Annotated in this window: 13 protein-coding genes, 1 pseudogene and 1 other annotated feature; of the genes and pseudogenes, 8 read left to right on the forward strand and 6 right to left on the reverse strand. The window is 62.7% G+C overall.

Annotated elements, in window-relative coordinates; translation table 11 throughout:
* Positions 1-4: 4 nt before the first annotated feature.
* On the forward strand, positions 5-1,150 hold the full coding sequence (locus tag AC6BYQ_RS04845) for a trans-sulfuration enzyme family protein (RefSeq protein WP_019454612.1): 1,146 nt from the start codon (positions 5-7) through the stop codon (positions 1,148-1,150).
* Positions 1,151-1,210: 60 nt separating this feature from the next.
* Here the strand turns inward: AC6BYQ_RS04845 and AC6BYQ_RS04850 are convergent, their stop codons facing one another.
* The gene (locus tag AC6BYQ_RS04850; RefSeq protein ID WP_498056388.1) at positions 1,211-2,233 is read right to left on the reverse strand and encodes an isopenicillin N synthase family dioxygenase; all 1,023 of its coding nucleotides are present in this window, start codon (positions 2,231-2,233) and stop codon (positions 1,211-1,213) included.
* A gap of 290 nt (positions 2,234-2,523) precedes the next feature.
* On the opposite strand from AC6BYQ_RS04850, the gene AC6BYQ_RS04855 reads away from it, so the two are divergent.
* Positions 2,524-3,180: an HAD family hydrolase gene (locus AC6BYQ_RS04855; RefSeq protein WP_498056389.1), complete on the forward strand. Its 657-nt coding sequence runs from the start codon at positions 2,524-2,526 to the stop codon at positions 3,178-3,180.
* A gap of 89 nt (positions 3,181-3,269) precedes the next feature.
* Positions 3,270-3,890: a glutathione S-transferase family protein gene (locus AC6BYQ_RS04860; RefSeq protein WP_432525371.1), complete on the forward strand. Its 621-nt coding sequence runs from the start codon at positions 3,270-3,272 to the stop codon at positions 3,888-3,890.
* A 13-nt stretch (positions 3,891-3,903) separates the two neighbouring features.
* Here the strand turns inward: AC6BYQ_RS04860 and AC6BYQ_RS04865 are convergent, their stop codons facing one another.
* Positions 3,904-5,004 carry a PQQ-dependent sugar dehydrogenase gene (locus tag AC6BYQ_RS04865; protein ID WP_498056390.1) on the reverse strand — a complete coding sequence of 367 codons (1,101 nt, stop codon included), beginning with the start codon at positions 5,002-5,004 and terminating at the stop codon, positions 3,904-3,906.
* Positions 5,005-5,135: 131 nt separating this feature from the next.
* Between AC6BYQ_RS04865 and AC6BYQ_RS04870 the strand changes: the two genes are divergently transcribed.
* Positions 5,136-5,555: a GNAT family N-acetyltransferase gene (locus AC6BYQ_RS04870; protein ID WP_063919087.1), complete on the forward strand. Its 420-nt coding sequence runs from the start codon at positions 5,136-5,138 to the stop codon at positions 5,553-5,555.
* An 11-nt stretch (positions 5,556-5,566) separates the two neighbouring features.
* Positions 5,567-6,550: a magnesium/cobalt transporter CorA gene (gene corA / locus AC6BYQ_RS04875; protein ID WP_025920995.1), complete on the forward strand. Its 984-nt coding sequence runs from the start codon at positions 5,567-5,569 to the stop codon at positions 6,548-6,550.
* A 63-nt stretch (positions 6,551-6,613) separates the two neighbouring features.
* On the opposite strand, the gene AC6BYQ_RS04880 is transcribed toward corA, so the two are convergent.
* The 3 genes and pseudogenes from AC6BYQ_RS04880 to speB form a co-directional block, all read right to left on the reverse strand.
* Positions 6,614-7,423 carry a nitrilase-related carbon-nitrogen hydrolase gene (locus AC6BYQ_RS04880; protein ID WP_025920996.1) on the reverse strand — a complete coding sequence of 270 codons (810 nt, stop codon included), beginning with the start codon at positions 7,421-7,423 and terminating at the stop codon, positions 6,614-6,616.
* Between the two features lie 104 nt (positions 7,424-7,527).
* A pseudogene (locus tag AC6BYQ_RS04885) lies at positions 7,528-8,913 on the reverse strand (sodium:solute symporter family protein).
* Positions 8,914-8,990: 77 nt separating this feature from the next.
* Positions 8,991-9,923 carry an agmatinase gene (gene speB / locus AC6BYQ_RS04890; protein ID WP_019454363.1) on the reverse strand — a complete coding sequence of 311 codons (933 nt, stop codon included), beginning with the start codon at positions 9,921-9,923 and terminating at the stop codon, positions 8,991-8,993.
* Between the two features lie 249 nt (positions 9,924-10,172).
* Between speB and AC6BYQ_RS04895 the strand changes: the two genes are divergently transcribed.
* A complete protein-coding gene (locus tag AC6BYQ_RS04895; RefSeq protein WP_498056391.1) occupies positions 10,173-11,096 on the forward strand; it encodes a LysR family transcriptional regulator in 924 nt (307 codons plus the stop codon).
* On the opposite strand, the gene AC6BYQ_RS04900 is transcribed toward AC6BYQ_RS04895, so the two are convergent.
* Positions 11,093-11,917: an SDR family oxidoreductase gene (locus AC6BYQ_RS04900; protein ID WP_019454365.1), complete on the reverse strand. Its 825-nt coding sequence runs from the start codon at positions 11,915-11,917 to the stop codon at positions 11,093-11,095. The two genes, AC6BYQ_RS04895 and AC6BYQ_RS04900, sit on opposite strands and share 4 nt — an antisense overlap.
* Before the next feature lie 229 nt (positions 11,918-12,146).
* On the opposite strand from AC6BYQ_RS04900, the gene hisL reads away from it, so the two are divergent.
* Together hisL and hisG are read left to right on the forward strand one after the other, a co-directional pair.
* On the forward strand, positions 12,147-12,194 hold the full coding sequence (gene hisL, locus AC6BYQ_RS04905; protein WP_100396937.1) for a his operon leader peptide: 48 nt from the start codon (positions 12,147-12,149) through the stop codon (positions 12,192-12,194).
* Positions 12,170-12,296: a sequence feature (His leader region), on the forward strand. (Overlaps the previous gene by 25 nt.)
* Positions 12,297-12,367: 71 nt before the next feature.
* Positions 12,368-13,267 carry an ATP phosphoribosyltransferase gene (gene hisG, locus AC6BYQ_RS04910; protein WP_015377256.1) on the forward strand — a complete coding sequence of 300 codons (900 nt, stop codon included), beginning with the start codon at positions 12,368-12,370 and terminating at the stop codon, positions 13,265-13,267.
* Positions 13,268-13,329 lie beyond the last annotated feature (62 nt).

Raw genomic sequence — 13,329 nt, forward strand, 5'->3', positions numbered from 1 at the left:
CATTATGGCCAAGTTTGATACGTTGACCGTTCACGCCGGTTACACCCCGGATGCGACCGGCGCAGTGATGCCGGCGATTTACGCCACCTCTACCTACGCCCAACCGGCGCCGGGCGAGCATACCGGCTATGAGTATTCCCGCAGCGCCAACCCGACGCGCACCGCGCTGGAAAGCGCCATCGCCGAACTGGAAGGCGGCAGCCGCGGTTACGCCTTCGCCTCCGGTCTGGCGGCCTGCTCCACGGTGCTGGAGCTGCTCGACAAGGACAGCCACCTGATCGCGGTGGACGACCTGTACGGCGGCACCTATCGCCTGCTGGAAAAGGTGCGCAGCCGCACCGCCGGCCTGCGCGTCACCTACGTGTCACCGGCGGATCTCGCCGGGCTGGAGCAGGCGATCGAACCGGATACCAAAATGATCTGGGTGGAAACCCCGACCAACCCATTGCTGAAACTGGCGGATCTGAGCGCCATCGCCGCGATCGCCAAAAAGCATCAACTTATCAGCGTGGCGGACAACACCTTCGCCTCGCCGTATCTGCAACGCCCGCTGGATCTGGGCTTTGACGTGGTGGTGCACTCCGCCACCAAATACCTCAACGGCCACTCCGACGTGGTGGCCGGCGTCGCGGCGGTGGGCGATAACCCGGCGCTGGCGGAACAGCTCGGCTTCCTGCAAAACGCGGTCGGCGGTATTCTCGATCCGTTCAGCAGCTTCCTGACGCTGCGCGGCATTCGTACCCTGGCGCTGCGCATGCAGCGCCACAGCGACAGCGCGCTGCGCATCGCTCAATGGCTAGAGAGCCAGCCGCAGGTGGAAAACGTCTACTATCCCGGCCTGCCGAGCCATCCGCAGCACGAGCTGGCGGCGCGCCAGATGACGCGCTTCGGCGGCATGATCTCGGTACGGTTGAAAGGCGACGACGCCTATGCGCGCCGGGTCATCAAGCGTTCGCGCCTGTTCACCCTGGCGGAAAGCCTGGGCGGCGTGGAAAGCCTGATCAGCCAGCCATTCAGCATGACGCACGCCTCCATTCCGCTGGAACAGCGCCTGCAAACCGGCATCACGCCACAGCTGGTACGCCTGTCGGTAGGGATTGAAGATGTGGAAGATCTGATCGCCGATCTGCAGCAAGCGCTGGCGGAATAACCGCTGCATCAGCGCACCTCTCAGCCCGGCCGCCACGCCGGGCTTTTTTATGCCTGATATTCAGAGGCAGATAACGTCCTGATAAAAGCGATGCGCTACATCGGGGTGGGAGCGGATGCGCCCTTTCAGGTAGTTGTAACCGACATCGCGCAGCAGCGGGTTGAGCGGATCGCTGGCCGGGCCGCGCGCCTGCGCCGCCAGCTGCGGCGGCAGTTGATACAGCGGCACCACCGCGTCCAGACGCGCGCCGAGGAAGAACGCGATCGATAATCTGTCACGCCCCGCCGGCGGCGTTTCCACCCGGTGCACCGTGGCGCGCAGATAACCGTTGGTCGCCAGTTCCAGCAGCTCGCCGATGTTCACCACGAAAGTGTCTTCACGCGGCTGTGCGTCTATCCATCGCCCCTCACTGACCTCCACCTGCAGCCCTTTTTGCGCATCCTGCAGCAAGAAGCTGAGAAAACCCGAGTCCTTGTGTGCGCCGACGCCCTGTGCGCTGCCGGTAGCGTCCCGCCCCGGGTAGCGAATCAGTTTGATGTGTTCGTTGGGCTTATCGCCGTACAAGCGATCGAAAGCCTGCTCCGGCAGCGACAGCGCCAGCGCGAAAGCGCGCAGCAGCCGCAACGACATGGCGGTCATCGCCTGCTGCCACTGCAGCAGCAGCGGTTTCAGCGCCGGCAGCGCCGCCGGCCACTGATTTGGCCCCTGCAGGCGCGCCCAACGCGGGGTGTCGTCAGCCAGCGTCAGCGCCGGACGTTCGGCGCCGATATCGAACTGCTCGCGCCAGTCCGGCTGGCCGCGCGTGAGCTCCGCCGCCGCCCGGTTATAACCGCGAAAATGCGGTGAGCGCACCATCTGCACCGCCAGCTTGTCGGCTTCCGGCAGGGCGAAAAATTGCCGCGCGGCGTGCTGCAACCGCGCATTCAACGCGCCGTCCACGCCGTGACCACGCAGATAGAAAAAACCGACGTCGCGCGCCGCCGCGCGCAAATCGTCAAGAAAGGCGCGCCGCTGGCGCGCATCGCCGTCAAGCTGCGAAAGATCCAGCAGCGGCAGCGTTTTCAGCGTCGTCAGGTGCGTCATCTTGCGGTTCCTCGTCTTCCCCGATCACGATCGGGCTGCCATACAGGCGAATAATCAACATGGTCACTCCCCCCAGCGGGTGGCTGCATTGGTCTTCTAGTTAGCACCGCGTTCGCCGGGGCGGCCAATATTGTTGCGTTCTAAGTTATGCAAACGTTCAACAAACTGTCGCAAAAGCGTCATCAATGTTTCTTATGCTCTGCGCAATTTCGCCGACGCCGCTGGCTGGCGACGTGCGCTATCCGCTATCCTGTAAACGACCTCATACCCTGCCTGCCGGAGAAATACTGATGGATTTAGCCTTATTCGACCTGGATGAAACCCTGATTGACGATGACAGCGCCAGCCTGTGGATCCGCTGGCTGGTCGGCCAGGGATTCGCGCCGGCGGAGCTTGAACTGCAGGAGCAGCAGCTGATGCAGCTCTATTATCAGGGCAAGCTGTCGATGGAGGACTATATGCAGGCTACGCTGGCACCGTTGACCGGCCTGAGCGTGCAAACCGTGGCCGGCTGGGTGCAGCGTTACATCCGGCGCGACATCCTGCCGCGCGTCTACCCCGCCGCCCGTGAACGCCTGCAGTGGCACCACGAGCGCGGCGACTGCATTCTGGTGATCTCCGCCACCGGCGAGCATCTGGTGGCGCCAATAGCCGAACAGCTCGGTGCCGACGATGCGCTGGCGATTGGCGTGGAAATCAGCGATGGCCGCTTTACCGGCAACACTTACGGCACCATGACCTATCAGCAGGGCAAGGTGATCCGCCTGCAGCACTGGCTGGCGCAGCATCCACATCTGAAATTCGAGCATAGCCACGGCTACAGCGACTCCCTCAACGACAAGGCGATGCTGCAATTCGTCGACAGCGCCACGGTGATCAACCCCGACAGCGAGTTGAACGCGCTGGCGGTGGAACGCGGCTGGGAAGTGTGCCGTTGGGAACGCTGAGCGGCAGACAAAAAGTGCCCTGCGGTGTGACAAAAAGCGCGTTGTGGCGTAGGTATTAAGGGTCCTTAATCCGCTAACGGAGCTATCCAATGCTGACCATTTGGGGTCGTGAGAATTCGAACAACGTCAGGAAGGTGCTGTGGTGCGCCGCCGAACTGGAGCTGAGCTTCACCCACATCAACGCCGGCGGCGCGTTCGGCAAGGTAAACGAAGAGAGCTACCGCGCGCTGAACCCGAACGGCCTGGTGCCGCTGCTGCAGGACGATGACTTCGTACTGTGGGAATCCAACACCATCGTGCGCTACCTGGCGGCGAAATTCGGCGATGCGACGTTCTATCCGCAGGATCTGCAGGCGCGCGCCGCCGCCGAGAAATGGATGGACTGGACCACCTCAACCATCGTCCCGGCCTTCACCATCGTCTTTTGGGGCCTGGTGCGTACCGCGCCCGAGCTGCGCGACATGGCGAAAATCGATGCGGCGATCGCCACGCTGGAAAAACACTTCGACGTCATCGAACAGACGCTGGCGCGCCAGCCCTACCTCTCCGGCGAAGCGTTCGGCTTCGGCGATATTCCGCTCGGCAGCTTCGCCTACGCCTGGTTCGAAATGCCTATCGCCCGTCGCTCACGGCCGAACATGGAGCGCTGGTATCAGCAGCTGCGCGCTCGCCCAGCCTACCAGCGCGGCGTAATGAGCGCGCTCACCTAATCGATGCGGGGCGCTACGACGCCCCGACCTTCAGCAGCTTGCCGTTCCGTTCGTCCGTCAGCAGATACAGGTAGCCATCCGGCCCGCTGCGCACCTCGCGGATGCGTTCGCCGCGATCGCCCAACAGCCGCTCTTCCGCCACCACCTTGTCGCCCTCCAGCGTCAGGCGAATCAGTTCCTTTTGCGCCAGCGCGCCGATGAACAGCGAGTGCCGCCAGGCGGGGAAGCGTTGGCCGTCATAAAACGCCATGCCGCTGAGGCCGGGCGAGACTCGCCAGTAGTGCAGCGGTTGTTCGGTGCCGGGCACCCGTTCCCCTTTGGCCTCCGGTATCGGTTGGCCGGAATAGTTGATGCCGTAGGTGGCCAGCGGCCAGCCGTAGTTTTTACCCGGCAGCGGGATATTGAGCTCATCGCCGCCGCGCGGGCCGTGCTCATGTTCCCAGATCGCGCCGCTCCACGGGTTCAACGCCAGCCCTTGCGGATTGCGGTGGCCGTAAGACCAAACCTCCGGCCGCTTGCCAGCCTGGCCGACCCAGGGGTTATCCGGCGGTACCGCACCTTCGGCGGTCAGCCGCACCAGTTTGCCCTGCAGTTTGTCGGTCTCTTGCGCCGTCGGCCGCTGGTTGTTTTCACCCAGCGCGATGAACAGATAGCCCTGCCTGTCGAACGCCAGCTTGCCGCCAAAATGATTGCCGACCGACAGCTTGGGCTGCTGACGGAAGATCACCTTAAAGTTTTCCAGCCGCCGGCCATCGTCGCTCAGGCGGCCATAGCCGACCGCCGTACCGGCTTTGCCGCCCTCGCCCGGTTCGGCGAAGCTGAGATATACCCGGCGACTGGCGCTAAAGTCGGGGGCCGGCAACACTTCCAGCAGGCCGCCCTGCCCCTCGGCGTAGACCTGCGGCACGCCGGCGATCGGCGGCGACAGGCCCTTGCCCTGCTGCCACAGCCGCAGCCGGCCGGGCCGTTCGGTGATAAGCAGGCCTTGCTCCGCCGGCAAAAAGGCCAGCGACCACGGATGTTCCAGGCCGTCCTGCAGTTGGCTGACCGTCGGCGCGGCGTGCAGCAGGCCGCTGCACAGCAGCAACCCGGCCAGCAGAGTCAATCGGGGCATGGCGTCCTCCTGAGGATAAAATGACCCGTTTAGTGTAGCTCACCCAGTCGGAATGGTCGTTTACATTACATTTCAACAGGTTGCCTTTTAGCCGTAGTGTGCTTAAGTTAACGCATCACCCAGGAGGAAAAATGGACATTACCGTTACCGACGCGATCGACGAACAAACCCTTGATGCGATCAGGCAAGGCCTGCGCGCTTACAACCTGCCGCATATCGATGCCCGTCACCGCAAGCCGCTCAGCGTCTATGCGCGAGACGAGTCCGGCACAGTGATCGGCGGGCTGACCGCCGAAACCTGGGGCAACTGGCTGAGCGTCGAGTGGCTGTGGGTGGCGGACTCCCAACGCGGCAGCGGCCTGGGCGGCCGATTGATGCGCGCCGCCGAACAAGAGGCGCAGGCGCGCGGCTGCCGCTACGCCCGTCTGGACACCTTCAGCTTCCAGGCGCGACCGTTTTACGAAAAGCTCGGCTATCAACTGCAAATGACGTTGAAAGATTATCCGGTGGAACATGAGTGCTATTTTCTCACCAAAACCCTGACTGATTAATGGACGGACCGATGGACAGCAAAAGCATGGTGGTGAACTGCGTGGCGTACAAAGCCGGCCAACGGCTGGGCGAAGTGACCATCGACGATATCAGCGAGGTGGTCAAACAACCGGACACTTTCATCTGGCTGGGGCTCCGGCAGCCGGAGCCGGCGTTTATGCGCAAGGTGCAGGAAGAGTTCGGGCTGCATGACCTGGCGATCGAAGACGCGCTGTGCGCACACCAGCGGCCGAAGCTGGAGACCTATGGCGACTCGCTGTTCATCGTGGTGAAAACCGCGCAATGGGGCGAGAACGACGAAATCGAATACGGCGAGACGCACTTCTTCGTCGGCAAAAACTTTCTGGTGACGGTGCGCCACGGCGCTTCGCCCAGCTATGCGCCGATCCGCGCCAAGGCGGAAGAGAATCACAAGCAGATGTGCCGCGGGCCGGGCTTCGCGCTTTATTCGGTGCTGGACTTCGTGGTGGATAACTACCGCAGTGTGGTGGCGCGCTTCGAGAGCACCATCGAGAACATCGAAGCCAACATGTTCCAGTCGGAGTTCGATCAGGCGGCGATTGAGAACGTCTATACTCTGCGCCGCCACCTGCTGGCGCTGCGCAACGCCGCGCTGCCGATGGATGAAATCTGCAACCAGCTGATCCGTCTGCACGAAGAAGTGATCCCGAAAGAGCTGCGCGCCTACGTGCGCGACGTGCAGGATCATGCGCATCAGGTGGTCAGCAACATCGACGACATGCGCGAAATGCTGACCAACGCCATGCACGTCAATCTGGCGCTGGTGACGGTCAAACAGAACGAAGTGGTGAAACGGCTGGCGGGCTGGGGGGCGATTTTGGCTATCCCGACGGTGATCTTCAGCCTGTACGGGATGAACTTCGCCGACATGCCGGAACTGAAATTCCCGTGGGCCTATCACGCCACGCTGGGAGTGACCGCCGTCGGCTGCATTTTCCTGTATCAGAAGCTGAAGAAATCAGGCTGGCTGTAAGCGCCAAAACAGCGGCGGTTCCCGTCGGCAAAAAACCTCGGCGGGGCAGCCCGCCCCGCCGCTTCAATACAGTAGCGGCCGCCGATCGCAATGCACATGATTGTAGCGGCCGATGCGCTTGTCATCAGCCGTACTGATATCCATTTCCGCCAGCACCATGCCTTCGCCAGCCAGGCTCTGCGTCAACGGGTAACCGTCGGCGTCGACGATCGCCGAGCCGCCGATCCACTCGACGCCGCGTTCCGTTTCGCAGCGATCGCACACCGCGATGAACAGCCGATTGACGGCGGCGTTGGCCTGCGCCTTCACCATCTCCGCCGGCCGTTCGCCCTGTGGGCGCGGCGCCAGCGGCCAGTTGACCGGTGCGCACAGCAGCTGAGCACCGGCCAGCGCCGGTAGCCGCACCCACTCAGGGAATTCAAGATCGTAGCAGATCATCACCGCCAACCGGCCAAAGCGCGTCTCGACGACCGGCGGCGGCCGATCGCCGGGGGTAAAGATCGTGCTCTCCTCATGCCACAGGTGAACCTTGCGATAAATCGCCCTCACGCCTTGCGCATCGATCAACGCCGCGCTGTTGGCCACCCCGCCATCGGGCAGCCGCTCGCAGAAACCGGCGACAATCGCCACATCCCATTCGCACGCCAGGGCAACCCACAAGCTGACGCTTGGCCCGTCGTCGGCCTCGGCCAACGTCAGCGCCTCCGCCTTATCGCGAAACACATAACCGCTGTTCACCAGCTCCGGCAGCACGATGACGTTGGCGCCGCGCTGCGCCGCATGACGGATCGCCTGAGCAGACAGCGCCCGATTATGCTCTGCTTCCCCTACCCGCAGCGCTAACTGGCAGCATGCGACGCTGATTTTACCCATGACTCACTTTCTCCTTACCCTCACCGTTAAACCGACAGGGCGGCGATGCGCCCTGCTCCTCAGTAAATCAGTAAAGGCGCCGTGATAAAAGCCCGGATCGCGCCTCAGCGTTCAGTTTGAGCCTGCAGCTGCGGCGCAGGGCGGCTCAGCAGGCTGCCCAGCACGAAGGCGACGCCGCCGCCTAACAGGCCGCCGTAGATCGGGCTGTTAGCGTCGATGCCGTGCCAGACCATCAGCCCCACCACACACAGGCTGCCGGTCAGCATGCTGGCGATGGCGCCGACGCTGGTGGCACGCGGCCAGAAGATCGCCCCCACCAGCGGGATCAGCATGCCGCCCACCAGCAGGTTATAAGCCAGCGTCAGCGCCGCCAGCACGTCGCGCACCACAAACGCCAGCCCCAGCATGACCGCACCCATGAAAAGCGTGGCAAAGCGCCCGGCGGCCAGCCCGCCGGACGGTTTGCGGCGAATGGCCGGCAGCACGTCTTCCAGCGCGATGGTGGAAGACGCCAGCAGGCAGGCGCTGGCGGTGGACATCAGCGCCGCCAGTGCCGCCGCGGCCACCAGCCCGCTGACGCCGACCGGCAACACCGCTTGCGCGATGGCGGCAAAGGCGCCATCGGTATTGTTGAGCGACGGCAGCACGATCTTGCCGGCCATGCCGATCAGCGCGCCGGTCACGCCGTACAGCACGCAGTAGACGCCCGCCCCCAGCCCGGCGAAGCGCGCCACATTGGCGCTGCGGGCGGTGAACACCCGCTGCCAGATGTCCTGGCCGATCAGAATGCCGAAGAAGTAGATCAGGAAGAACACCAGAATGGTGTCCAGCCCGATCGACGACAGCTAGTAGTAACCGGCGGGCAGTTGGCTGGCGAACGCTTCCCAGCCGCCGGCCTTGACGATGCTCATCGGCATCAGCACCAGCATCATGCCGACGGTCATGATGATGAACTGAATGATGTCGGTCAGCGTCAGCGACCACATGCCGCCCAGCGTCGAATACAGCACCACCAGCCCGCCGCCGAGCAGAATCGACGCGGCGAACGACAGGCCGAACATCACCTGCATCACGCTGCCGATGGCGATGATCGAGGTCACCGCCACCATCAGGTCATAGGCCAGCATGATCGCACCGCTGGTGACGCGCGCCGCCGGATGATAGCGACGCGACAGCACCTGGCTGACGGTATATAGCTTCAGCTTGAGCAGCGGCTTGGCCAGCACCAGGCTCAGCACCACGATGCCCAGCCCGAGCGCGCCGCACAGCCAGACGCCGGAGATGCCGTAGGTGTAGCCGAGCTTGACGCTGCCGATGGTCGACGCGCCGCCGAGCACCACCGCCGACAGCGTGCCCAGATACAGTCCTGGCCCCAGGTTGCGCCCGGCGACCAGATACGCCTCTTTGGAATTGGCGCGGCGAATGCCCATCCACCCCACCGCGCCTATCACCAGAAAGTAAAACACCACAACCAGCAGATCGAGATTCATGGGTACCTCCACACCGTTGTTATTGTTATCAGGGGGCCCGACGCAACCGCTCCGCCGGTAGGGTCAGTGCGCCGGCCTCAGCGGACCGGCAGCACGCACAGCATTTCAAACAGCAGGTTGGCCGCCAGCAGCGCGGTGTTGCCGGAGCGATCGTAAGGCGGCGACACCTCCACGACATCGCCGCCGATCAGGTTCAGCCCATGGCAGCCGCGCACGATCTCCAGCCCCTGCCAGACCGACAGCCCGCCGACCTCCGGCGTACCAGTGCCCGGTGCAAAGGCCGGATCCAGCCCGTCGATATCGAAGCTGAGGTAAACCGGCGCGTCGCCCATCTGTTCGCGGATCTCGGCCATCAGCGGCGTCAGCGACCGGTGCCAACAGGCTTCGGCCGGCACGACGCGGAAGCCCTGGCGACGCGACCAGTCGAAGTCGTCGGCCGCATAGCCGCTGCCGCGCAGACCGATCTGCACCACCTTTTCCGGCGCCAAGAGTCCTTCCTCAAACGCACGGCGGAAGGTGGTGCCGTGCGCCAGCCGCTCGCCGAACATCTCCTCGTTGGTGTCGGAATGCGCATCGACGTGGATCAGCCCCACCGGGCCATGCCGACGGGCAATGGCGCGCAGCACCGGCAGCGTCAGGGTGTGATCGCCGCCGAGCGTCAACGGCGTACAACCGTGCGCCAGGATCTCGTGATAAGCCGCCTCGATGCGCTGCACGCTGTCCGCCAGGCTGTAGGGGTTGATGGCGACATCCCCCAGATCGGCCACCTGCAGCCGTTCAAACGGGGCAGAGCCGGTGCCCATGTTGTAGGGGCGGATCATTACCGACTCCTGGCGGATCTGGCGCGGACCATAGCGGGTACCGCTGCGGTTGGAGGTGCCGATATCCAGCGGAATGCCGACAAAGGCGGCGTTCAGACCGCGCGCCTGTTCGGCGGCGGGCAGGCGCATCATGGTGGGGATACCGGCAAAGCGCGGCATGTCGTTGCCGCTTTGGGGTTGGTTCAGCATGGCGTTTCCTTGTCGTAGTCTGCGATAGATTGAAACATTTAAGCAACATTCGCAGACTACCCCGTTGGCCGCCTCGACTACCATTCCCGCTTTTGCATGTAAACATCGAAAAACGCGATGTAACTAACCTATTGAAGTATTGATTTTTATTTCAACTTCATGCCATAAGGAAGGCCATATCTTCAGCGCCGTACCCATTTTCGCAATGTTAAAAATGAGTTAACCGGCCGATGCTCTGCGGAGGGGCAGATGCTCACCAACCTAAGCGATATCGATCTGAAACTGCTGCGGGTGTTTGTTGCGGTGGCGGAATCCCAGGGCGTCAGCGCCGCGCAGGAAACGTTGATGATGAATCAGTCCACCATCAGCACTCACCTGGCTTCGTTGGAAACCCGGCTGGGTTTTCGCCTGTGCCAGCGCGGCCGCTCCGGCTTCCGGCTGACGCCCAAGGGTGAACGCATGCTGATCGCCTGCCGCTCGTTGTTCAACGCCGCCCGCGACTTCACCCGGGTCAGCCAGTCGCTGAACGGCCTGCTGACCGGCGATCTGCAGATTGGGCTGGTAGATAATCTGGTCTCGCTACCGGGCAATCCGTTCAGCCAGGCCATCAAACACTTTCAACGCCGGCATCAGGACGTGCAGCTGCAGTGCCGCATCTGTTCACCGAGCGAGATTGAACAGGGGCTGCTGCACCGGCAGCTCGATCTGGGCATCGGCTACTTCGGTCAGCAGTTGGAGGCGCTGCGCTATCAGCCGTGGCTGGAGGAGACGCAGGCGATCTATTGCAGCGCGGATCACCCGCTGTTCGCTGTGGAAACCCCCGAACGCGAGCAGATCGAAAACGCGCGCTGGGTTAAGCGTGGCTACCTGCTGGCGCAGCAGTTATGCCCGATCGCGCCGCCCCACCTGGCTGCGGTGGCTCATCATATGGAGAGCGTCGCCCATCTGGTGTTGAGCGGCACCTGTCTTGGCTATTTGCCCACCCACTACGCGGCGCGCTGGGTGGAACAGGGGCTGCTGCGGCAGCTGGGCGGCGCGGCGCTCTCATACCGCGCCGTACTCAGCCTGGTCAGCCGCCCCGTCGAGCCCGACGAGGCGCTGAACGCGCTGCTGGAGGATTTGGTGCGCGCTGGCGAAAAAAAACCCGCATTTGCGGGGCATGATGACGTTTAACTGACCGGCATGCGCGCCGGGTCGGGATACTGGTACTCGAAGCCCAGCTCATTGCAGATGCGATTGCCGTCCACCAGCCGCTCATCCTGCTCCGCTTCATCGGCGAATTGTGGCGGCTCCAGGTGCAGCTGCTCGGCCAGCGCCGGATAGAACTCGCGTTTGGCCGGATGACGCGGTGCGCACAGGTTGTACACATGGCCGCCCTTCGGCAGCTTCAGCAGCAGTTGGATAGCGGCGATCACGTCGTCCTGATGCACCAGATTCACCCCCTGCGAACCGCCCTTCACGTCGAGTTTGCCGGCCAGGAAGCGGCCGGGGTGACGATCGGCGCCCACCAGCCCCGCCAGCCGCAAAATGTCCACCGAGGTGTTCGGCAACTCATGCAGCCAACGTTCCAATTCGGCTAAGACCCGGCCCGACGGCGAGACCGGCCGCAGCGGCGACTCTTCGCGCAGCGTGCCGGCCGTTTCGCCGTATACCGAGGTGGAACTGGTGAAGATTACCCGCGGCACGCCGAAGGCCATCGCGCTGTCCACCAGCATGCGCACCGCATTGAAATAGTTCTCGCTGCCTTCGACGGTGCGGCGCGCGGGCAGCGTCACCACCAGCGCATCCACGCGCAACAGCGACTCCAGATCGTCCGCATCGCAGACCAACTCCGGCGTCAGCTCCAACTGATAGCATTCGATACCGCTCATGCGCGCGGCCTCGACGCCGTCCGGCGTGGTTTTGCTGCCGACCACATCGTACCCGCGGCCCATCAGCGACAACGCCAGCGGCATGCCCAACCAACCCAGGCCAATAATGGCTACCTTTTTCATCCTCTTCCTCTCCTGAAGAATGCAGCGCTCTACTTCTAAGGCTACGCCACTGCGCGCGGCGATACAATCTGCCCGGCTTAAGGTTAGGTAAAGCCGTCTATGGCTAATAACCCAACCTGTTTCAATAAATTAAATTTATGACGATAAAAAAGAGTTGCACGGCGGACAGCGGATAGTTTAGCTTAATTGGCATACGGTTTTTTACCGACTTTTGCTGAGAGAAAACACCATGACACGCGTTCAGTTCAACCACCATCATCACCATCACCCTGACTAGTCTTTCAGGCGATGAGTGCTGGAAGACGGTTTGTTAATCTTCCAGTGGCGCGCAGAACGCAAGAGAGAGCCCTCGGAAGATTTCTTCCGAGGGTTTTTTTTTGGCTCCGGACAGACAGAAAAGAATAGTTTTTACAATAAATTCATAAAATTACAGATTAAACAGAGGTTACCATGCTGGACAAGACACGTTTACGGATCGCAATGCAGAAGTCGGGCCGCCTGAGCGATGAATCCCAGGAGCTGCTGGCGCGCTGCGGCATCAAGATCAACCTGCAGCAGCAGCGTCTGATCGCCTTCGCCGAGAACATGCCGATCGACATCCTGCGCGTGCGCGACGACGACATTCCAGGCCTGGTGATGGACGGCGTGGTCGATCTGGGCATCATCGGCGAGAACGTGCTGGAAGAAGAGCTGCTCAGCCGCCGCGCCCAGGGTGAAGACCCGCGTTACTTCACCCTGCGCCGCCTCGATTTCGGCGGCTGCCGCCTGTCGCTGGCCACCCCGCTCGACGCCGAATACGCCGGCCCGCAAAGCCTGCAGGACGCCCGCATCGCCACCTCTTACCCGCACCTGCTGAAGCAATACCTCGACAAACAGGGCGTGCGCTTCAAATCCTGTCTGTTGAACGGCTCGGTAGAGGTGGCGCCGCGCGCCGGTCTGGCCGACGCCATCTGCGATCTGGTCTCTACCGGCGCCACGCTGGAAGCCAACGGCCTGCGCGAAGTGGAGGTGATCTACCGCTCCAAAGCTTGTCTTATCCAGCGCGACGGCGAAATGCCGGAAGCCAAACAGCAGCTGATCGACCGCCTGATGACCCGTATTCAGGGCGTGATCCAGGCGCGCGAATCCAAATACATCATGCTGCACGCGCCGAGCGAGAAGCTGGACGAGATCGTCGCGCTGCTGCCGGGCGCCGAACGCCCGACCATTCTGCCGCTGGCCGGTGCGCAGAACCGCGTGGCGATGCACATGGTCAGCAGCGAAACCCTGTTCTGGGAAACCATGGAAAAACTGAAAGCGCTCGGCGCCAGCTCGATTCTGGTGCTGCCGATTGAAAAGATGATGGAGTAACGCCATGTCGACCTTCAACACGCCGATCGATTGGGCAACGTGCAGCGCCGAACGCCAGGCAG

Source organism: Serratia sp. LTN-2 (genome assembly GCF_059740205.1).

Excerpts from the sequence above, each read along its gene's own strand:
- AC6BYQ_RS04850 (WP_498056388.1), bottom strand. The coding sequence starts at position 2,233 with ATGACGCACCTGACGACGCTGAAAACGCTGCCGCTGCTGGATCTTTCG.
- AC6BYQ_RS04870 (WP_063919087.1), top strand. The coding sequence starts at position 5,136 with ATGGACATTACCGTTACCGACGCGATCGACGAACAAACCCTTGATGCG.
- AC6BYQ_RS04860 (WP_432525371.1), top strand. The coding sequence starts at position 3,270 with ATGCTGACCATTTGGGGTCGTGAGAATTCGAACAACGTCAGGAAGGTG.
- AC6BYQ_RS04855 (WP_498056389.1), top strand. The coding sequence starts at position 2,524 with ATGGATTTAGCCTTATTCGACCTGGATGAAACCCTGATTGACGATGAC.
- AC6BYQ_RS04845 (WP_019454612.1), top strand. The coding sequence starts at position 5 with ATGGCCAAGTTTGATACGTTGACCGTTCACGCCGGTTACACCCCGGAT.
- AC6BYQ_RS04895 (WP_498056391.1), top strand. The coding sequence starts at position 10,173 with ATGCTCACCAACCTAAGCGATATCGATCTGAAACTGCTGCGGGTGTTT.
- AC6BYQ_RS04865 (WP_498056390.1), bottom strand. The coding sequence starts at position 5,004 with ATGCCCCGATTGACTCTGCTGGCCGGGTTGCTGCTGTGCAGCGGCCTG.
- AC6BYQ_RS04900 (WP_019454365.1), bottom strand. The coding sequence starts at position 11,917 with ATGAAAAAGGTAGCCATTATTGGCCTGGGTTGGTTGGGCATGCCGCTG.
- speB (WP_019454363.1), bottom strand. The coding sequence starts at position 9,923 with ATGCTGAACCAACCCCAAAGCGGCAACGACATGCCGCGCTTTGCCGGT.
- corA (WP_025920995.1), top strand. The coding sequence starts at position 5,567 with ATGGACAGCAAAAGCATGGTGGTGAACTGCGTGGCGTACAAAGCCGGC.
- AC6BYQ_RS04880 (WP_025920996.1), bottom strand. The coding sequence starts at position 7,423 with ATGGGTAAAATCAGCGTCGCATGCTGCCAGTTAGCGCTGCGGGTAGGG.
- hisG (WP_015377256.1), top strand. The coding sequence starts at position 12,368 with ATGCTGGACAAGACACGTTTACGGATCGCAATGCAGAAGTCGGGCCGC.